This is a genomic window from Plantibacter sp. MDV22-iso1 (assembly GCF_058408345.1).
Genome location: NZ_JBZVDY010000001.1, coordinates 2154066 through 2174014, shown reverse-complemented (window position 1 = coordinate 2174014; position 19949 = coordinate 2154066). Strand labels below are relative to the sequence as shown.

Sequence of the window (19949 nt, the reverse complement as noted above, 5' to 3'; positions counted from 1 at the left end):
CTGACGCCCGCATTCGAGAAGGAAGCCTCGTGGCACACCCGACCACCGCCCCATCCCGCATCACCGAAGCCATCGGCGGAGCCGTGGGCGATCCCACGCGCATCCGCACCAGGGCGATCGACCTGGCAGCCTACGCCGGGGATGCATCGCACTACCTGCTGACGCCGGAGGCGGTCGTCATCGCGGAGAGCGCTGCCGAGGTCGCAGCGATCCTCCGGGCGGCGACACGTTCCGCGGCGCCCGTCACGTTCCGGTCGGGTGGCACCAGCCTGTCCGGCCAGGCGTCAGGTTCCGGCATCATCGTCGACACCAGGCAGCGGTTCAAGATCATCGAGGTGCTCGACGACGGCAAGCGCGTCCGGGTGCAGCCGGGTGCGACGGTGGCGCAGGTCAACGCGCGACTCACCCGACTCGGCTACCGGCTCGGCCCGGACCCGGCGAGCGAGGTGGCGTGCACGATCGGCGGTGTGATCGCGAACAACTCCAGCGGTATGGCCTGCGGGATCGACGAGAACACCTATCGGACGCTGGAGTCGATGGTGTTCGTCCTCCCGTCGGGCACCACGATCGACACGGCCGATCCGACGGCCGACCGGCAGCTCCACGAAGCGGAACCGGAGCTCGCCGAGGGCATCGAGCGCCTGCAGCGCCGCGTGCGATCGGATCCGGCGTCGGTCGCGTCCATCGAGCGCCAGTTCTCCCTGAAGAACACCATGGGGTACGGGATCAACGCGTTCCTCGACTTCGAGTCGCCCGTGGACGTCCTGCAGCACCTCATCATCGGCTCGGAGGGCACGCTGGCCTTCGTCGCCGAGGCGACCTTCCGCACCGTCCCCGTCCTCCCGCTGGTGTCGACGGCACTGGCCGTGTTCCCTTCCCTCGACGCGGCGACGCGTGCGCTGCCCGAGTTGGTCGCGTCCGGAGCCGCCACGCTCGAGCTCATGGACGCCACGTCCCTGACGGTCGGGCAGCGGCTCCCCGGCAGCCCGGCGGAGATCCAGGGGTTCACGCCGCAGGATCACGCGGCCCTCCTCGTCGAGTACCGCTCGGAGGACGCCGTCGAGCTCAGGGACCGCGCGACGACGGGCGGCGTGCTCCTGAACGGTCTGGACGTGCACGCGCCGGTGGTGTTCTCGAGCGACGCGTCCCAGCGGTCACGCGCCTGGGCGCTCCGCAAGGGTCTCTACGCCTCGGTCGCGGGAGCGCGCCCCTCCGGCACCACGGCCCTCCTCGAGGACATCGTCGTCCCGACCGCGGCTCTCGCAGACACCTGCGCGAGCCTGCAGGAGCTCTTCGAGCAGCACGCCTATCGCGACTCGGTCATCTTCGGCCACGCGAAGGACGGCAACATCCACTTCATGCTGACCGACCGGTTCGAGGGCGACGCCGCGCTCGGCCGGTTCAACGGCTTCACCGAGCAGATGGTCGACCTCGTCCTCGACGCGGGCGGCAATCTGAAGGCCGAGCACGGCACGGGTCGCGCCATGGCACCGTACGTCCGCCGGCAGTACGGCGATGAGCTGTACGGGGTGATGCTCGAGCTGAAGCGGTTGGTCGACCCGGCCGGGGTGATGAACCCCGGCGTGCTGATCGACGAGGATCCCGAAGCGCACCTCCAGGGGATCAAGCTCCAGCCGACGGTCGAGGAGGAGGTCGATCGCTGCGTCGAGTGCGGGTACTGCGAACCCGTCTGCCCGAGTCGCGACCTGACGCTGACGCCGCGGCAGCGCATCGTCGTCCGCCGTGCCGAGGAGTCCGCTCGCGCTCGCGGGGACATCGCCCTCGCCGAGGAGCTCGCGGACGACTACGACTACGCCGGCGTGCAGACCTGCGCCGTCGACGGGATGTGCCAGACCGCGTGCCCGGTCCAGATCAACACGGGCGCGCTGGTCAAGCGCATCCGGCGCACGGAGGCGGCTCCGGTCGCCGCCGCGGGCTGGAAGGCGGCCGCCACCGGTTGGGGGCCGGTCACGCGGATCGGTTCGGTCGCACTCTCCGGCGCGAAGCTCCTGCCGGCTCCGGTGGTCGGTGCGGTGACCGACGTGGCCAGGGCCGTGCTCGGTACCGACACCGTGCCGAAGTACTCAGGAGATCTGCCGGGCGGCGGACGCTCGCGGAAGGCACTCGGTCGGACGGTGGGTGCCGCTGAGGGCCCGACCGTCGGCATCTACGTCCCGGCGTGCGTGAACAGCATGTTCGGCGCGGCGGACGGCGGGGACGGCGTCATGGGCGCTTTCACCCGACTGCTCGAACGGGCGGGCCTGAGCATGATCGTGCCCGACGGCGTCGAGTCGATCTGTTGCGGCACCCCGTGGTCGTCGAAGGGCTTCGCGTCCGGCGCTGCGGTGAACGAGCAGCGCACGGTCGAACGCATTCGAGCGGCCGTGGCCGACAGCGGCCTGGTGGTCGTCAGCGACGCGTCGAGCTGCACCGAGGGCTTCGCGAAGCTCCTCAGCGAGAGCGGCGTGGTCGTCGAGGACGCGGTGGCCTTCGCCGCCCGGGAGATCCTGCCTCGGGTCGACGTCTCAGCGCAGATCGAGCAACTCGTCCTGCACCCGACCTGCTCCTCACGGCAGATGGGCCTCGACCCGGATCTCGTGCGGATCGGCGAAGCCGTGGCCGAGCGCGTGCACGTCCCGGACGACTGGGGCTGCTGCGCCTTCGCCGGCGACCGCGGCATGCTGCACCCCGAGCTGACGGCGTCCGCGACGAAAGCCGAGGCCGCCGAGGTCGCCGCCCTCGGTGCCGATGCGCACGCGTCGTGCAACCGCACCTGCGAACTCGGGATGACGCGTGCGACGGGCGAGGACTACCGCCACGTGCTCGAGCTGCTCGACGCCGCGTCGTCCGGCCCGGCTTAGGAGACACCGCGCCCCGCTGCCGTTCTGATCCCGAGTCGACGCCCTCGACCGCCCGTGCTCAGCGCGCCACGGCGAGACGGATGCCGAACCCGGTGATGGCGGTGCCGGCGACGACGTCGAGGGTCGTGGCGACCGCTCGTCGATCGAGCCACTGGCGGAATACCTGGGCGGTCAGGACGAGCGTCGTGAGCCACACCGATCCGAGGATGACGTGGACGCTGGTGAGCGCCATGCCCCAAGCGAGTTGCGGTGCATGCGACGGAATGAACTGGGGCAGCAGGGCGAGGTAGAACGCGCCCATCTTCGGGTTCAACAGATTGGTCGTCAGCCCCTGGACGAAGCCCGACACCACGCCGCCCGACGATTCGGTGTCCCGAGCGTCAGGCGCGATCGACCGCTTGCTCCGCAGCGCCGTCCACACCATGCGCCCACCGATCCACACCAGGTAGGCGGCACCCGCGAGGCGAAGTGCGTCGTACGCGACCTCGGACGCGGTCAACAGCGCTGTCACCCCGATCGCGGTGAGGGCGCCCCAGACGAGCGTGCCGACTTGGATACCGGCGATCACGCCCCAGGCGCGCCGCTTGCCGGTGAAGGCGGCGGTGCGCAGGACGAGGGCCGTGTCCAGCCCAGGGGTGATCGTCAACAGACCGACGACCAGGGCGAACGACCAGAGGGTTTCCGCGGGAGGCATCACGGACTCCCACTCTATCGACGCGTTCCTCCTGATCTGACGAAGCGGGGGCGAGAACCGGCACCGGTCGGTCGCCACTCATCCACTCGATCAGGGCGCGGCGATCCGGTCCAGCTCGGCGAGGTCCGCTTCGGCGAGCGTGAGCGCGGCGCCCGCGATGTTCTCGCGGAGATGGGCCACGGATGACGTGCCCGGGATCAGCAGGATGTTGGGTGAGCGCTGCAGCAGCCACGCCAACGCGACGGACATCGGCGAAGCGTTGAGTCGAGCTGCGACCGCGGTGAGCGCGTCGGACTGCAGCGGGCTGAACCCTCCGAGGGGGAAGAACGGGATGTAAGCGATCCCTTCGCCGGCGAGTCGGTCGATGAGCGCGTCGTCCCCTCGGTTGGCCAGGTTGTACATGTTCTGCACCGACACGATCGGCGCGATCGCCTGCGCTTCCTTCACCTGCTCGGCCGTGGCGTTGCTCACGCCGAGGTGACGGATCAGTCCCTGTCGCTGCAGGTCGACCAGGGTCTCGAAGGCTTCCGCGACCGGCTCGGAAACCGGTCCGTCCGCATCACCCAGGCGGAGATGGACGAGGTCGAGGACGTCGACACCGAGCGTCTCGAGATTGTCGTCGATCTGCGCCTTGAGCTCGTCGGGCTTCCGCGCTGCAGGCCAGCCGCCCTGCGCGTCACGGCGGCCGCCCGCCTTCGTCGCGATGAGCAGTTCCGCAGGATACGGGTGCAGGGCCTCGCGGATGAGTTCGTTGACGACGCGGGGCCCATAGGTCTCAGCGGTGTCGATGTGGGTGATGCCGACGCCGGCCGCTTCGCGGAGGACGGCGAGAGCCGCGTCAGGGTCCTTCGGCGGACCGGCCACCCATGGGCCGGCGAGTTGCATGGCGCCGTAGCCGAAGCGGGAGACCGTGTGGTCACCCAGGGTCCGGGTGCCGCCGGGGAGTTCCAGGGTGGTCGGGTTCATCGATGTGCCTTCCGGTAGGTGTCGGACGAAGTGTCGTCAGCCACTCTGGGCGAGGCGCTACCCTTTCGGAAGGAGTTACCTGAAAGTGCGTTGATACCGAAAGCGAGACCATGGCCACCATCACCGCGGCAGATCAGCGGGCCGCGGCGAAGACGCAGTACAACGCGTTCCTCGCCGACTGTCCGAGCCAGCAGCTCCTCGCGCAGGTGTCCGGGAAGTGGGTGGCTCTCGTGCTGTCGGCGCTCGGGAGCGGTCCGGACTGCGACGGCGAGCCGCGACCGATGCGGTATTCCGAGCTGGCGCGGACGCTCGCGGGTGTGAGCCCGAAGATGCTGTCGCAGACCCTGAAGTCGTTGGAACGCGACGGGCTCATCAGCCGGACGGCGACCGCGACGGTTCCCGTGACCGTGACCTACGACCTGACCGACCTCGGGCTCTCACTCCATGAGACCGTCCGGCAGCTCAAGGTGTGGTCCGAGCTGCACCGCGACGAGGTCTCGGCGCACCAAGCGCGGTTCGACGCCGGCCGATGAGCACTCCGCCCGCTACGTCGTCCGGGTGACCTTCAGCAGCCCGCGGGGCCGATCCGGATCGATGCCGCGGCGGCCCGCGATCGTCATCGCGAGTCGTTGCAGGGGCAGGATCTCGAGGAGCGGCATCAGCTGCTCCGGGAGTCCCGTCGGGAGAGGAACGGTGAGTTCGTCCGGTCGAGCGGCGCGCGGTCCGATCAGGAGCAACGACGAACCGGTGGCGCGCAGACGCTCGACGACCGGCTCGATCGCCTCACCGCCGCGTCCAGGGGAGGCGATCACGATGGAGGCTACCGAAGCGTCGACCATCGCGAGTGGACCGTGCACGAGGTCCGCACCGGAGAACCCCGCCGCCGAGACGTAGCAGGTCTCCATCAGCTTGAGCGCACCCTCGAGCGCGGTCGCGGACGAATAGCCGCGGCCGGCGAGCACGAACCGGTCGCCGGTGAACCGCTCAGCAGCGCGCTCGATCACCTGCTCCACGCTCGCCGTGTCGAGCAGCGCGTCGCCGTACTCGGGCAGCTCGGCGAACCCGCTGGAGGTACTCGCCGACAGCCCGTCGAACAGCATCGCCAGCGCGAGCAGTTCTGCCGTGTAGGACTTCGTGGCGGCGACGGCCAACTCCTCGCCCGCGCAGAGGTCGAACGCCAGCTCGGCGGCCTGCGTGAGCGGCGATTCGGACACGTTCGTGATCGCGAGGGTGAGGGCTCCCGCCTGCCGTGCCGCCTCGAGGGACTGCACGAGGTCAGGTGACCCGCCCGATTGGCTCACCGCGATCACGAGGCACCGGTTCAGCCGTGGTACGGCTCCGTAGACGGTCGTCGTCGACGGCGACCAGGATCCTGCCGGAAGTCCGCAGGTGACCTCGGCGAGGTACTTCCCGTACAGGGCCGCATGGTCGCTCGTGCCACGGGCGATGAACAGGACGAACGCGGGATCGAAGCGACGGATTCGCTCGACGGTCTCGTCGACCACACCGGCCTGCTCCAGGAGTCGACGCCAGGCGGCCGGCTGCTCGCGGATCTCCCGTTCCATCGCGGCGCCCGGCACCGGTGCGAGGGTCGACGTACCGCTCATCGGACGGCCCCCGACGCGAGGACCGGTGCCGCGAAGCCCGATCTGAGCCGGTCCGTCGCCGCCGAATCCGCGCGGACGGCGTCCAAGGCGAGCAACGCTGCGCCGAGGATGGGCGGGTCGGCCGGAAACAGCAGCTCGGCGTTCGGAGCGACCGCCAGGATCCGTCGCCGGACCTGGTCCTCCAGGGCAGGAAGCCGAGCCGAAAGGATGCTGCCACCGAGGACGATCGGCACAGCCGCGGACGTCAGGCCGAGCCGACGGAGCGCGGCGATGGCGAAGGAGGCGATCTCCCCGGCCAGGCGTGACACGAGCTCGTCGGCGACCTGGTCGCCCGCCGCGGCGGCCGCGAACACCTGCGGGCTGAGCTCGGCGAGGCGTTCCCGCGGGATCTCGCCGAAGTGCAGCCGCTCGATGAGCGCGAGGACGTCCGGTTGGTGGAAGTGCTCGAGCACAACCCGCGTGAGCGCGGTGCGCGGGCCTCGCCCGTCCGCATCCCGGGCCGCGGCGGTCATCGCCGAGACACCGAGCTGGAGTCCGCCGCCCCAGTCTCCCGAGATCGGCCCGAGCGACGGGAACCGGATGGTGCGTCCATCGTCGACGGCGACGCAATTGATCCCGGCCCCGCAGACGACGGCGACGCCGGTGCCCGCGAGCGAAGCGAGTCGCAGCAGGGCGAAGGTGTCATTGTCCACGGTGACGGTCCGTGACCAGTTCCTGGCGACGATGGCGGCCACCATGTCCGAGCGCTCGTGGACGAGGTCCACGCCCGCGAGGAAGGCCGCCACATGCTCGATGTCGGCCGGCCCGAGGTCTCGGTCGATCGAGCGGAGAGCTTCATGGATGAGCTCCTCGATCGCGGCCACCGCGCCCGTGGTGCCGAGGACGTGCGGGGAGTAGCCGCCTCCCCGCCCCCGCGCGAGCACCGTCCCGTCCGGTGCCAGCACGACCACGTCGGTCTTACTGTTGCCGCCGTCGACCGCGACGATGAGCCGGGAGCCTACTTCGCCCACGGGAGGAACCTCGCGTTCTCGGCGATCAGCCGATCGGCCAGTCCCTCGGCGAGCTCGTACTGCCCGATGAGCGGGTGCGCGAGCATCGCCTTCACGACGCGGTCGCGACCACCGTGCAGTGCCGCTTCGAGGGCGAGCTCCTCGTACGCCGAGACGTGGGCGATGAGGCCCTCCATCGATCGGTCTACTCGCCCGATGGGCAGCGGCGCCGGCCCGTCCGCACCGATGCGGGACGCGGCCTCGATGACGGCGTCGTCCGGGAGGAACGGCAGGGTGCCGTTGTTGCGGACGTTGACGACCTGGACGTCGCCGGAGTCACGCAGCAGCGAAGCGACCAGCTGGATGGCCGCGAGCGAGTAGTAGCGCCCACCGCGCTCCTGCAGCTGCTGCGGCTTCGTCGTCACAGTGTTGTCTCGATAGAGCTCGAGCAGTTCCCGCTCGACACCCATCACGACCTCCGCACGTGCGGGTTCGACCTGCTGCTGCCGGAAGACCTCGTCGTGGGCGTAGTAGTAGTGCAGATAGTAGGAGGGGACGGCCTGCTGGATCCGCAGGTGCTCCGGGGTGATGCGGAAGACCCGCGCCAGGTCGTCGACCCGCTCGTCGAGCAGCCTCGGCAGCTGGTCGACGCCGTCGACGAGCACCGCCGTCTCCCAGCTCAGGTGGTTCAGGCCGACATGTCGGAGCTGGATGCGCTCCGGAGCGACGTCGAGGATGCCGGCGAAGTTCCGCTCGAAGTTGATCGCGACGTTGCAGAGGCCGACGGCCCGGTGGCCCGCTTCGAGGAGCCCGCGGGTGACGATCCCCACCGGGTTGGTGAAGTCGACGATCCACGTCCGGTCTCCGGCGAGCGCCCGGACGCGGTCGGCGATGTCGAGGACGACGGGCACCGTGCGGAGCGCTTTGGCGAAACCACCGGCTCCGGTGGTCTCCTGCCCGATGCACCCACAGGCGTGCGGGAACGTCTCGTCGGACAGCCGGGTCGACTGGCCGCCGACGCGGAGCTGGATCAGCACGCCGGACGCTCCGTCGACCGCGCGGGCGAGGTCGTCGGTCGCGGTGATGACCGTCGACCTCCCCGCCGCTGCGACCATCCGTCGCGCGAACGTCGAGACCACCTCGAGGCGTTCCTCGTCCGTGTCCATGAGGGCGATTTCGTCGATGGTGAACGAGTCGGACATCTGGAGCAGTCCGTCGATCAGTTCCGGTGTGTAGGTCGACCCGCCGCCGACGACCGTCAACTTCATCCTTTGACTCCTGACAATTTGATTCCTTCGATGAACGATTTCTGGGCGAAGAAGAACAGCACGATGACCGGCACCATCACGAGGACCGTCGCGGCCATCGTGAGGTTCCACTGCACCTGATGGGTGCTCCGGAACGCGGCGAGCCCGAGCGACAGCGTCCAGTGCTCGCGGTTCTCGCCGGTGTACAGCAGCGGTCCGAAGTAGTCGTTCCACGTGCGGAGGAACATGAACAGCGCCGCCGCCGCGATGCCCGGGCGTGCCATCGGGATGACGATGCGAGTGAGCACCCCGAACTCGGAAGCACCGTCGAGCCGGGCCGAGTCGATGTACGACTGCGGGATGGCGACGAGGAACTGGCGGAGCAGAAAGATGCTGAAGGCGTCCCCGAACAGGTTCGGCAGGATGAGCGGCCACAGCGTCCCGGTGAGACCGGCCTTCGCCCACATCACGTACATCGGGACGGCGATCACCTGCGGAGGCAGCATCATCGCGACGATCACGAGGTAGAAGGCCCAGGTCCGCCCACGCCATTTGAGCTTCGCCAGACCGTAGGCGATCGGCACGCTCGAGAGCAGCATCGCCACGGTGGCCGTGACCGAGTAGAACAGGCTCTGCCCGAAGTAGCCGAGCATCGGCGCCTTCTCGAAGACGTTCGCGAAGTTCTCCCAGTGCCAGTCCCGCGGCCAGAGGTCCTTCGTGAGCGCCTGCTGGTCGCTCATGAAGGCGGTGAGGAGGACGAACACGATCGGCGCGATGAAGGCGATCGCGATCGCGACGGCCACCGCATGCAGGCCGATCCAGGCGAGGATGCTCCTGGCGACGACGCGAGGGGGACGTCTCCGGCGTGCCGGCGGCTGCTGCGGCTGCGGCACCGCGTCCGCACGTTCGAGCACTGCGGTCATGACTCAGTCCTCCTCTCCCACGCCCGAGACGCGCATGCGCCGGACGAGGATGATGGTGAAAGCGGCGGAGACGATGAACAGCACGATCGCCATGGTCGAGGCGTAGCCCATGTTGTAGGAATGGAACCCCTGCTCGTAGAGCCACATCGGGAAGGTCAGCGTGGAGTTGTCTGGATAGCCGAGCGAGGCCGTGTTGCCGACCGCGTCGGAGGAGCCTGACGCAACCGCCCCCGCCACGACTGCCTCGGTGAAGTACTGCAGGCCGACGATGATGGAGTTGACGACGGCGAACAGCAGGACCGGCGAGATCGACGGCAGCGTGATGTGCCAGAACCGCGTCCAGGCGCCGGCCCCGTCCAGGGCGGCGGCCTCGTAGTAGTCGGCCGGCACGTCGAGGAGGGCCGCGAGGAGGATGACCATGATCTCGCCGGACGCCCAGAGTGCCAGCACGGTCAGCGCCGGCTTCGCCAGAGCGGGGTCATTGAACCAGAGCGGCCCGTCGACACCGAGGGCGGCGAGGACCTGGTTCACCGGTCCGGTCCCGGGGTTGAACAGGAACACGAACGCGAGGGCGGCCGCGACCGGCGGAGCGAGCGCGGGCAGGTAGAACAGGGTGCGGAACACCCCGGCTCCGCGTTTGATCTTCGTGAGGACCATGGCGGTCAGCAGCCCGAAGACCACCCTGCCCACCGTGATCGCGACGACCAGGTAGACGGTGTTCCGGATCGAGACCCAGATGAGCGGGTCCTGCGTGAACATGAAGACGTAGTTCCGCACACCGATGAAGACCGGTTCGTTGATCAGGTCATAGCTGGTGAACGAGTAGAACACCGTCGCGAGCAGCGGGTACGCGAAGAAGACGCCGAACCCGATGATCCAGGGCGACATGAAGGCGAGGACCGTCCAGCGATTCCGGCGGGCTGCGGCCCCCTTCCGGCGCTGCGCCGGCCGGCGCGGCGGGAGCGACGACGGCCCTGGTCGGGCTGCCCTCACCCCCACCCCGTCGTGCATGGTGGACGTCACGGCTTCAGCGAGTCCGCGTTGGTGATCTGCTGGTCGACGTCGGCGAGGCCCTTGTCGAGGTCCGAGACACCGCCGGTCTGCCACTTCACCGCGAAGTCGCTCGCAGTCTTGAGGAAGGCTCCACCGTTGGCCGTCGGCGGCAGCGAGGAGGAGTGTTCATTCTGGAAGATCTCCAGGAAGGGAGCGAGGTTTCCCGTGAACTGGAGGTCCGGGGACTGCAGGGCGTCGAACGTCGTCGGGATGTTCTTCAGCCCGTTGGCGAGTTCGACCAGCGGAGCGGTCTCGGTGGTGAGGTATTTGATGAGCTCCCACGCGGCTCCCGCGTGCTTGGCGCCCTTCGGGATGCCGATGATGTTCCCACCGATGTCGCTGCCGCCGTAGGTGTCGGCGAGGTCGTCGGCGACCGGCAGCGGTGCGGTTGCGAAGTCGATCCCGGGCGCCTGCGTCTCGACGAAGCCGGTGCGGAACTCGCCGTCGAACATCATGGCGATCTGCCCGGTCTGGAAGGCGTTGTCGGCGGAGTACTTCTGGCCGGCCGCGGCCGTGAACGCGGTGAGCTTGTCCTGGCCGTAGAAGTCCGTCATCTCCTGCTGCCAGGTGAAGAGGTCCTTCCACCCCGGGCTGCTCGACAGACTGGACTTCCCGTCCTCGTCCTGCCAGTCGGCTCCGAACTGCGGCGCCCACACGTCCAGGCGGTTGTTGTAGAACCCGATGGTGGGTACGAACCCGGCGACCTTGATGGAACCGTCCGGGTTGAACTCGGTGAGCTTCTCCGCCACGTCGCGGAGCTCGCTCATGGTCTTCGGCGGCTCGGTGATCCCCGCCTTCGCGAAGAGTTCCTTGTTGTAGTACAGCCCATAGTCGTCGGCGAGGAGCGGCATCGCGCAGCGCACGCCGTCGTACTGCGTGTACGACTGCACCGCCTTCGGGATCTGGTCGAGGTCGACGTCGTCCCGCTTGATGTAACCGGCCAGGTCCTGGAACGCACCCGACTGGCAGTACTGTCCGAGCGCGTTGGCGTTGCTCGAGATGGCGACGTCCGGTGCGGTGCCACCACGGATGGACTGCGAGATCTTGTCGTCGTCCTGGCTGCCCTCACTCTTGATCGTGATGTTCGGGTGCAGTTTGTGGAAGCCGTCGAGTGCGCCGTTGACGACGTCGAGCTCGGCGTCGGCGAAGCCGCTCCAGACGGTCAGCGTGATCTTCTCGTCGTCGCCGGGAGCCGGCGACACCGATGTCGACGGACCGGCGCTGCCGGAACAGGCGCTGAGGGCGAGGATCGTCGTCGCGACGACGGCGATCATGGGCAGGACTCTTTTCATGGGTGGCTCCTGGGGGTGAGGTGGCGCAGTTCAGAGAGAGTGGTGCGGGTGAAGCGGGTGGAACGGTCGATGGACGCCCGGGTGCTCAGGAGAGTTCGAGCGTCGAACCCGAGGCGAAGAAGTGCTCTCGGGCGTGGCCGAGCGCGGCCTGGACGGCGCCGGCGCGGACGGAGCTGGCGTCGTCCCGGCCTGGGACGATCGAGACGGGTGGCTCGACGAGTCCGCGGAGCTCCTCCTTGACGAGCCTGCAGAGCTCGTCGCCGCCCGCAACGCAGATGTCGCCGTCGAGCACGATCAGCTCCGGGTCGAGGAGGCTCACCACTGCGGCGAGGCCTGCGGACAGGCGGCGGGCGACGTCACGGGGAAAGCCGTCGGGATCGGCCGCGAGGCCGAGGCCGAGCGCTTCGACGGTTCCGGCCGCTTCGATGCCGTGGGCGCGCGCCAGGTCGAGGAGCGCGGTGTCGGTCATGAGGTCACCGAAACGGTTGCCGACCGGTGTCGTGGCGGCGAGCGCCAGGTCGGGGACCAGGGTGAAGCCGATCTCGCCGGCACCGAGGGTGGCACCGCGGATCAGTTCGCCCCCGACGACGACCGAGGAGCCGACCCCGCGCTCGGCGACCCAGAGCAGGAGGAAGTCCTTCGTGTCTTGCGCGGCTCCCCTGGCCATCTCGTTGAGGGCCACCAGGTTCACGTCGTTCTCGATGGTCACCGGCACGTCGAGCCGACCCTCGAGCATGTGCAGGAGGTCGACGCCCTTCCAGAGCGGGACCTCGGACGCATAGCGCAGCTGGCCGGTGAGCTGGTCGACCGCGCCCGGGATCCCGATGGAGATGTGTGACAGCGCGGACGGTTCGACACCGATCTGCGAGCAGGCGGCCTCCAGTGCCTCGAACAGCGCGGCACCCGGGTCGGAGGTCTCAGCCGTGGTGGCGAGGAAGTGCTCTGCGACCACCGAACCGTCGAGGGCGGCGATCGCGACGTCGATCCCGTTGCGGCTCACGTCGATGCCGGCGGCGTGACCGGCGTCCGCTTTGAGGCGCCAGAGCTGCGCCCGCGGCCCGGGGCCCTCCGCACGGAGCCCTGCACGCTCGACGAGGCCAGCGCGTTCCAGGCGCGTGAGGAGCTGCGACGTGGCCGGCTTGGAGAGGCCGACGAGCGCCTCGAGTTGCGCCCGGGACACCTCCCGCTCCCCCACGAGGACGTCGAGCGCGGCTCGGTCATTGAGCACGCGGAGCACGCTCGGACTGCCTGATGCCGCCATGATCACTCCTTCGTCAATCAATCGACTAGGAAGTTACCTATCGATTGCTGACGAGCGTACGACAGCGCTTTCCACCCGTCAAGAGCGGATTGGTCGGCGCGATCTGACGAAGGACTTCAGCCAGCAGACCGACGCGACCAGGCGGTCGCTGCAGATCAGTCTCACTGCCAGTGTCCGCCATGTATCCGGACCTGTATTCGGTGCAAGAGGTATAAACCCGAATAAGATGGCAGCATGATCGCGGATACTGGCTCCACGGGATCGGACACCTCCTGGCCCGCGACGGGCTACGAACCACGGGCGTGGACGCACGACAGCGACGCGGTCGCGTCCAAGCGACGACGCCGGTTGGCCGCGGGCCCATACCAGGCGGCAGTCCCACCCTTCGTCGCGGATCTGTCTGTCGAGCTACCCGCGGACGTCGTGACTGCAAGCGAGGACGCCGGCCGCGAGCTGACCCGCTTCGACGCCGAGGTCGGCACGCTCGCGGCACCGTTCTCGTCTATCCTGCTGCGGACCGAAAGCGCATCGAGCTCGGAGATGGAGCATCTCACCTCGAGCGCGAAGCAGGTGGCCCTTGCGGAGATCGGCGACTCGACGTCGGTCAACGCCAAGCTCGTGGTGCAGAACGTCGCGGCCATGGAGGCGGCTGTGGCGCTGGCGGATCGCCTGGACCCCGAGGCGATCCTCACGATGCACCGCGCACTGCTGGAGCGGTCCGATCCGGACATCGTCGGTCGGTGGCGCGACGACCAGGTGTGGATCGGCGGAACCGGTTTCTCCCCGCACGGCGCTGCCTTCGTCCCCCCGCACCAGGATCGTGTGCCTGAGCTCATGACGGATGTGATGACGTTCGCGAACCGTCTCGATGTGCCCGTCATGGCGCAGATCGCGATCGCTCACGCTCAGTTCGAGACGATCCACCCCTTCCCGGACGGCAACGGACGCACTGGCCGCGCGCTCGTGCAGGGCATGCTGCGGGCAGCTGACGTGACGAGGAACGTGACTGTACCCGTGTCCGCCGGCCTGCTCGGCGACACGGACCACTACTTCCGCGCGCTCACGGCGTACCGGTCGGGTGACCTGCGCCCGATCATCGAGACGATGACGGAAGCCGCGTACGCGGCGGTCGCCAACGGCCGAACCCTAGAGCGCGACATCACGTCGATCGCAGAGCGATGGGACGAAACCGTGAAGGTGCGCAGCGACTCATCGGTGCAGCGTCTGAAGCAACTGCTCCTGCGGCAGCCGGTGATCACGACGTCGCTGGTGGCATCGACCCTGGGGCTGCACTTCTCGACGGCGGACACCTCGGTGCAGAAGCTCGTCGACGCCGGGATCCTCGCCCAGTCCAGCGCGGGCCGACGGAACCGCCACTGGCAGGCCAGTGAGGTCCTGCGGGCGCTGGACGAGTTCGGCGCACGGGCCCGTCGTCGGCGGGGAGGCCGGTGAGCCGATCGGCCCTGTATGTGCCATAGCGCGGGGTGAAGTCCGGACGTACTGCCCACGCCCAGCACCCCGGACCGCGACGATTACGCTGGCGAGATGACCGATCGTGTCCTGCGGAACAGTGACCCGGGTGATCTTGACGCCGACGTGCGTGCCGAGCTGATGCCCCGTCTCTCCGAGATGCGAGGTCAGCCGCGCCTCGATGCCGTGGTCGAGGCCTCCCGCGCGGCGGTACTGGCGGCAGTGCCGAGGCTGCGTAGCGCACAGGCGCGTCTTGCTCGGGACAGCGGTGGCGACGGACGAAGAGCGTCCCGCACCCGGTGGGGCGCTCGCGACGCGGCGACGGTGGTCGCGCTCCTGCTCGGGCTGCTCGCGGCGGGCCTTGTCCTGCCGTCTCCTCGGAACGGCCGGCCGGCTCTCGGTGTCGACGAAGCGGCGATGTGGGTGGGGCTGTGCGCGATCGTCTCAGCGGTGATCTTCGGCCTCCTCGAACGGGGAAGACTCACGTCGTTCCTGCTCGGAGCGCACACGCGCGGCGCGGCGCGGCTGTACGTGGTGGTCGGCGTCGTGTGGACGGTGGTCTTCGCCTACGTGGTGGGCAACTGGGATGAGGTCGATCGGTACGAGCCCGCCCGGGCGATGACGGGCCTCGTGCTCCTCGGCACAGCTGTGGCCGGGATCGCTGCGCTGGCGGTGGTCGCTCGCCGCCGGGATCGCGTCGCGCTCGCTGATCCGATCACGGCGGCGAAGGACGAGTGGGGCAGGAGCCCGGGAGACGTCGATCCACTTCGGCAGTGGTGGGCTGCGCTCCCCCGCACGCTCACGCCGACTGAGCGGCGTGCAGCGGATCGCTCCTACGGTGCGACGATCGACCTCTTGGAACGGGCACGGGTCCTCCGCGCTCGCGACACACGGCGTCTTCGGCGCAAGAATCCCGCTGCGGTCTGGCGCGGAGACGCAGGCTGACCGGGCTGAGCCACGTCTCCGGCATCGACAGCGTGATCCGAGGGCGACGCACCGCTCGGCGGTGAACGGCGCGCGTCGATCACGTGGGATCGGATGGCACCTCGGCACGTCCGCGCTCATCTCGCTGATGGCATTGAGGTCGGCGACGGTGCCGTGCCCCGTCAGCGCGATGGCTCTACCATGTACGCATGATGGACCGGGGGTACGACGTCGATCTCGCGAGCATGCGGAATCCCGCGATGCCGCCGTCCCAGCTGGCGGCGATAGCGGCCCGCAGGCACGATCTGCATCCCCTCATCCTCCGTCACCCGGCGTGCTACCCGCAGCTGCGCGAGTGGATCTTCCACGCCAGCCCTGCGCAACGAGCCATGACGGGCGCTGCTCCTGTCGCTCTCCCTCCGCTGACTCAGGACCCTCGGCGTGGGCGCGGCGGACTGTGCGCGATCCTCGGATGTGGCGGCCTCGCACTGCTGGGCGTGTTCGTCATCGTGATCGCGTTCGTCGGCGGACTGCTCGCGGCACCGTCGACGCCGAATGGACCTGCGGCCGAGGGCACGACCGCTCGCGAAGACTCCCTGGCGGCGTTCGAGTCGGAACGAACCGCATACAACGAGCTCTATACACAGATCGAGAGCAACCCCGTCGCTCCCCTGGTCGCCGACCTGTTGGCGTTCCGGCGGGCGGAGGCGAACATCGCGGACCCCTCGCTCACCGACGGTTCGGTCGCGAAATACGCGGCCGACGCAGCTGGCGTCCGTGAGCAACTGGAGCAGCGAATCGCGGAAGCCGCGACTCGGCTCACCAACGTCTCCGGCTCCGTCACCGAAGCGATCGTCGATGAGGCCGGTCAGGGCTTCATCGACATCGCGTGGGACGCGAGCACGGCGTGCGCGACCTCCCGGCGGGCGGATGAGGGTTACACGACGATAGGTTGCGTCTCGGAGGAGCCGCTCGCGGTGCATCTGGCTCCCGAGGACCAGATCGGCGGTGACATCGCCCGGCGTCAGGTCGTCCTGCACGAGCTCTCCCACCTCTACACGCGCGCCGACAGTGACGCGAAAGGCATGGCCCCGTCAGCATCCTCGGTGCTCGTCGAGCAGGGCCACTTCCAGGGCAACAGCGAAGCCTTCGCCGACTGCTATGCGCTCACGTATCTGAACCTGTGGACGCTGACGTTCGATGGCCGAAATTACGGTTACGGGTACGTCTGCACCGCGGAGGAACGAGAGCTCATGCGGTCGTGGGCCGCGGAAGTACACGCGCCCATGCCGTAGGCGTCTCTCGCAATCAGGTGTTCGAACATCCCCGATCACCAGGCCAGAGTCGCGTGGCGGCTCCTTCGCGCCCGAACACCCCGTGGGCTCCAGAGCTTCCGCCGTGACGAAGCATGACCCTAAGGTGGACAACGGCGATGTCGGTGATCACCGGGGGGACAGCATGCGAATTGCCAGTAGGAATGTGCCGATGATCGCGGCGGCCATCGCCGTGGCGGTGAGCGCGGCGGGTTGCACCTCGCTCTTCCCACCCAACAGAGGCCCCGCCCCGGCGTCGATGCCGCCGGCGCAACACGGCCTCGATGTCGCGTGCGAGACGGTGAACGCGGAATGGGGATTCGCTCTCGATCCGTGGGAGGCGCTCGAAGCCGACTCCCAGCGGAAGGATTTCGCTCAGAAGCAGACCGAGCACCAGTCGGTGATCTCCAACTTGCAGGACATCGCCGATCGTGTCGCCGCCCCCGAATTGCGACAGGTCCTCGACGCGTCGATCAGTGCGCATCAGCAGTATGCCGACACCATCTGGCCGGGCCTCGCCGCTGTGCCGGCGGGATACGCCGTCGATCTCAACGATCCGACGAACCTCCTCGTCGTCCTCGGACAGCAGGAAACCGAATTCGAGCGGCAGATGTCCGATGCGAACGTGCAGCGCTACGACCTGTGCGGAGTGATGCAGAGCGGTCAGACCGCGACACAAGCGTGTGAGATCGCCGACGGTGAATGGGTCGACGCGGGCCTCGTCTACAGCGGTGCATCCGGTGCCGCGGCCATCGGGGACGTGCCCGCCGCTCAGCGCCAGGCGACTGACGGGCTCGCGCAGCTCAAAGCAGCGCTGGCGCAGGTCACCGTCTCCGAGGTCCACACGGAGATGGCGGGCATGTACGACGCGTACGAAACGTACTACGAGGACGTGATCTCCGGTCTACTCACGGAGGAGCAGGTGCTCCAACTCTCCGCAGACGAGGTCGATGCATACGTCTCGGAGGGTGATACCGCCTTCGCAGCATGGGACGACGCACTCACCGCCGGCGAAGAGCGTCTGTCGGCTTACTGCGCCGACCAGGGGTAGCCATGACAGCACCAGACCACCACCTTCCCCACACGGTGTTCTCAGGAGCATTCGGCGACCACGCGACCGGACAGTACCTCCCGGCATGTGCCGAGGTCCGCGACGGCTTCGTTGCGCTCTGGGTCGCAACGCCTGCCGGGTGGATGGAGTACTTCCGGGTCCCCGCACAGGAGGTCGTCGTGAAGTCGGCGGCTCAGCGGATCACGCTTGTCGTGCGAGATCAGAGCTATCCGATGCTCGCGGATCCCCGATCCGTGGACCGGGCGCTCTATCACGGCATCGCCGGCGGCGTCGCCGGCATTCTCGACAAGCCACGCTTCGAAATGGGCGTCGACCTCGCCCGCACGGTCAATGTGGCCGGAGCGGCGTACTCGTTCCACCTCGGCGGCGGACCGGGGTTCATCGCGGCGGCTCAGCACGCCGGCGCGCGCACGTCCCGCCTCGGCTACGGGCCCCTTCTCGCCATCGGTTGCGGCGGCGGCGTCCTCGTCGTGATCCTCATCACACTCGTGACCCTGCTGGCGGTCAACCTGTAGCACGAGCGTTGCGGGATCGAAGTCGGTCAGATCGCCGACGAGCACCATCCATGCAGTGTCGACCGACACCGGGGACAGGACGCGTGCGAGGTCGGTGACCGCGACGTGGACGGCTGGCGAGAATGACTCGGGCCAGGACTGGTAGCGACCAGTAGCTGAGGACCGTGCCGGCGACGTTCACCAGCGCGGCAGCACACACGAGGCCAGCGCCTGATCCTGGCGAGACGGAGTCGTCGACGCAGACGGGTGACGGTCTCGGCGTCAGCCGCCGGGCTATGCGCTTCGGTCAGTCGTCCGGAGCCAGTCCGTGATGGTGTCAGCGACGTGGTCGAGGTCGGATTCGAGGAGGAAGTGTCCGCCGTCGACGAGTTCGACGCGAGCATCGGGGGCGTCGCGGGTGAACGCCGTGGCGCCGGCGGCGGCGGCGGCGAAGATCTCGTCGTTACGACCCCAGATCGCGAGCACCGGCACCTGTGAGGTGCGGAGCCATTCGTGCACCGCGGGGTAGAGGTCCCGGTTGGTGGCGTAGTCGCGGAAGAGCGCCAGCTGCACGTCGTCCTGACCCGGTCGGGCGAGGAGCGCGAGGTCGTGCTCCCAGGCGTCGGGGTCGACGGTCGTCGCGTCCGGCACACCGTGGGTGTACTGCCATTCGACGGCTTCCCGCCCGAGGGCTGGACGGAGCGCGTCGCGCGTCTCGGCGGTCCGTTCGGCGGCGTCGGCCCAGATCGGGTCCCAGAAGCTCGGAACGAACCCCTCTTCGTAGGCGTTGCCGTTCTGGGAGATGACCCCGACGACGGCGGTGGGGTCGTTGAGGGCCAGGCGCCAGCCGACCGGGGCGCCGTAGTCCTGGACGTAGATCGTGTACTGCGTCACGCCGATGGTCGAGAGGAACCGGCCGGTCACCCCTGCGAGGGCCGCGAAGGTGTACTCGAACTCGTCGACCGAGGGGGCGGAGGAGCGACCGAAGCCGATGTGGTCCGGAGCGATGACGCGGTACTGGCCGGCAAGGGCCGGGATGAGGTGCCGGAACATGTGGGAGCTGCTCGGGTACCCGTGGAGGAGTAGGAGCACGGGAGCGTCGGCAGGGCCAGCCTCGCGGTAGAAGACGTCGAGCCCGTCGATCGAGACGGTGCGGTGGTGGACGGTGACCATGGCTAACCCCTTTAGATCGTTTTACTGGTTAGCCAGACGGTAGCATGGATCGAGGGCGCCGGTCGGCGCACGAGAACGGAGAACGATGCTTCGCGACGAGGAGCTGCTGCTGGGCCTGTTGAACAGTGCGCCGGTCGTCGAGGGCACCCCGACCGACCGTCTCGAGGGGCCGACCGGACAAGACCTGGCGCGCAGCTGGGGCGGCACCGGATCCGCGGACGAGGTGGCGCGCCTTCGACATGCGAGGCAGGCGCTCCAGACCGTCGTCCGTGGAGATGACGGCGGAGCGATCAGAGACCTCGCGGGCATCCTCGACGATGCCGTGCGCACGCCGCGCATCACCCCGGGCGGCGTGGTCTGGGAGCTTCAGGTCCCTGAGGACGATCGCCTCGTGGCGGCGGTCGTGCTGGCGTGGTCGAGCGTGATCACGGAGTTCCCCGGGCGCCTCCGTGCCTGCGCGAACCACGAATGCACGCAGTTCCTCGTCGACCACAGCCGACCTGGCACCGCGAAGTGGTGCTCGATGGCGGTCTGCGGCAACCGGATGAAGGCGCGCACGCATGCGCGCCGCGCTCAGAGCTGAGCGGCCCGGTACACGCTCGGATCAGGA

At 68.7% G+C, this 19949-nt stretch carries 18 protein-coding genes; 8 read left to right on the top strand and 10 right to left on the bottom strand.

The window, feature by feature from the left end; all coding sequences use genetic code 11:
- The first annotated feature begins 29 nt into the window (after positions 1 to 29).
- Complete coding sequence (locus AC4PMY_RS10440; protein WP_491622635.1) at positions 30 to 2861, top strand: FAD-binding and (Fe-S)-binding domain-containing protein; 2832 nt, start codon at positions 30 to 32, stop codon at positions 2859 to 2861.
- A 58-nt stretch (positions 2862 to 2919) separates the two neighbouring features.
- Here the strand turns inward: AC4PMY_RS10440 and AC4PMY_RS10435 are convergent, their stop codons facing one another.
- Together AC4PMY_RS10435 and AC4PMY_RS10430 are read right to left on the bottom strand one after the other, a co-directional pair.
- A complete protein-coding gene (locus AC4PMY_RS10435) occupies positions 2920 to 3555 on the bottom strand; it encodes a LysE family translocator (RefSeq protein WP_491622634.1) in 636 nt (211 codons plus the stop codon).
- 90 nt (positions 3556 to 3645) lie between these two features.
- A complete protein-coding gene (locus tag AC4PMY_RS10430) occupies positions 3646 to 4521 on the bottom strand; it encodes an oxidoreductase (protein WP_491622633.1) in 876 nt (291 codons plus the stop codon).
- Positions 4522 to 4631: 110 nt separating this feature from the next.
- Between AC4PMY_RS10430 and AC4PMY_RS10425 the strand changes: the two genes are divergently transcribed.
- Positions 4632 to 5054 carry a winged helix-turn-helix transcriptional regulator gene (locus AC4PMY_RS10425; protein WP_491622632.1) on the top strand — a complete coding sequence of 141 codons (423 nt, stop codon included), beginning with the start codon at positions 4632 to 4634 and terminating at the stop codon, positions 5052 to 5054.
- 12 nt (positions 5055 to 5066) lie between these two features.
- On the opposite strand, the gene AC4PMY_RS10420 is transcribed toward AC4PMY_RS10425, so the two are convergent.
- From AC4PMY_RS10420 to AC4PMY_RS10390, 7 genes are all read right to left on the bottom strand, one after another.
- Positions 5067 to 6128, bottom strand: coding sequence for an SIS domain-containing protein (locus AC4PMY_RS10420; RefSeq protein WP_083397410.1), 1062 nt, complete (start codon positions 6126 to 6128; stop codon positions 5067 to 5069).
- Positions 6125 to 7138 carry an N-acetylglucosamine kinase gene (locus AC4PMY_RS10415; protein WP_071262079.1) on the bottom strand — a complete coding sequence of 338 codons (1014 nt, stop codon included), beginning with the start codon at positions 7136 to 7138 and terminating at the stop codon, positions 6125 to 6127. Before AC4PMY_RS10415 ends, AC4PMY_RS10420 begins: the two co-directional genes overlap by 4 nt.
- Positions 7126 to 8385, bottom strand: a complete 1260-nt coding sequence (locus AC4PMY_RS10410; RefSeq protein WP_071262078.1) for a 6-phospho-beta-glucosidase — start codon at positions 8383 to 8385, stop codon at positions 7126 to 7128. The genes AC4PMY_RS10415 and AC4PMY_RS10410 overlap by 13 nt, the downstream gene beginning before the upstream one ends.
- Complete coding sequence (locus tag AC4PMY_RS10405) at positions 8382 to 9287, bottom strand: carbohydrate ABC transporter permease (RefSeq protein ID WP_083397409.1); 906 nt, start codon at positions 9285 to 9287, stop codon at positions 8382 to 8384. The genes AC4PMY_RS10410 and AC4PMY_RS10405 overlap by 4 nt, the downstream gene beginning before the upstream one ends.
- 3 nt (positions 9288 to 9290) lie before the next feature.
- Positions 9291 to 10175 carry a carbohydrate ABC transporter permease gene (locus AC4PMY_RS10400; RefSeq protein WP_491622631.1) on the bottom strand — a complete coding sequence of 295 codons (885 nt, stop codon included), beginning with the start codon at positions 10173 to 10175 and terminating at the stop codon, positions 9291 to 9293.
- Between the two features lie 131 nt (positions 10176 to 10306).
- Complete coding sequence (locus AC4PMY_RS10395; RefSeq protein WP_071262076.1) at positions 10307 to 11632, bottom strand: ABC transporter substrate-binding protein; 1326 nt, start codon at positions 11630 to 11632, stop codon at positions 10307 to 10309.
- Positions 11633 to 11717: 85 nt separating this feature from the next.
- A complete protein-coding gene (locus AC4PMY_RS10390; RefSeq protein WP_071262186.1) occupies positions 11718 to 12893 on the bottom strand; it encodes an ROK family transcriptional regulator in 1176 nt (391 codons plus the stop codon).
- A 234-nt stretch (positions 12894 to 13127) separates the two neighbouring features.
- Here AC4PMY_RS10390 and AC4PMY_RS10385 point away from each other — a divergent pair, with 234 nt between their 5' ends.
- The 5 genes from AC4PMY_RS10385 to AC4PMY_RS10365 all read left to right on the top strand — a co-directional run bounded on the left by AC4PMY_RS10385 (position 13128) and on the right by AC4PMY_RS10365 (position 18187).
- On the top strand, positions 13128 to 14345 hold the full coding sequence (locus AC4PMY_RS10385; protein ID WP_071262075.1) for a Fic family protein: 1218 nt from the start codon (positions 13128 to 13130) through the stop codon (positions 14343 to 14345).
- Positions 14346 to 14438: 93 nt separating this feature from the next.
- A complete protein-coding gene (locus tag AC4PMY_RS10380; RefSeq protein WP_071262074.1) occupies positions 14439 to 15308 on the top strand; it encodes a hypothetical protein in 870 nt (289 codons plus the stop codon).
- Between the two features lie 188 nt (positions 15309 to 15496).
- Positions 15497 to 16582, top strand: coding sequence for a variant leucine-rich repeat-containing protein (locus AC4PMY_RS10375; protein WP_139205477.1), 1086 nt, complete (start codon positions 15497 to 15499; stop codon positions 16580 to 16582).
- Between the two features lie 103 nt (positions 16583 to 16685).
- On the top strand, positions 16686 to 17651 hold the full coding sequence (locus AC4PMY_RS10370; RefSeq protein WP_139205476.1) for a hypothetical protein: 966 nt from the start codon (positions 16686 to 16688) through the stop codon (positions 17649 to 17651).
- A gap of 2 nt (positions 17652 to 17653) precedes the next feature.
- A complete protein-coding gene (locus AC4PMY_RS10365; protein ID WP_139205475.1) occupies positions 17654 to 18187 on the top strand; it encodes a hypothetical protein in 534 nt (177 codons plus the stop codon).
- Positions 18188 to 18460: 273 nt separating this feature from the next.
- Here AC4PMY_RS10365 and AC4PMY_RS10360 read toward each other — a convergent pair whose 3' ends face one another.
- Entirely contained in the window at positions 18461 to 19339 is an 879-nt protein-coding gene (locus tag AC4PMY_RS10360) for an alpha/beta fold hydrolase (protein ID WP_071262070.1), read from the bottom strand.
- A gap of 85 nt (positions 19340 to 19424) precedes the next feature.
- On the opposite strand from AC4PMY_RS10360, the gene AC4PMY_RS10355 reads away from it, so the two are divergent.
- Positions 19425 to 19922: a CGNR zinc finger domain-containing protein gene (locus AC4PMY_RS10355; protein WP_071262069.1), complete on the top strand. Its 498-nt coding sequence runs from the start codon at positions 19425 to 19427 to the stop codon at positions 19920 to 19922.
- The last annotated feature ends 27 nt before the right edge of the window (positions 19923 to 19949 follow it).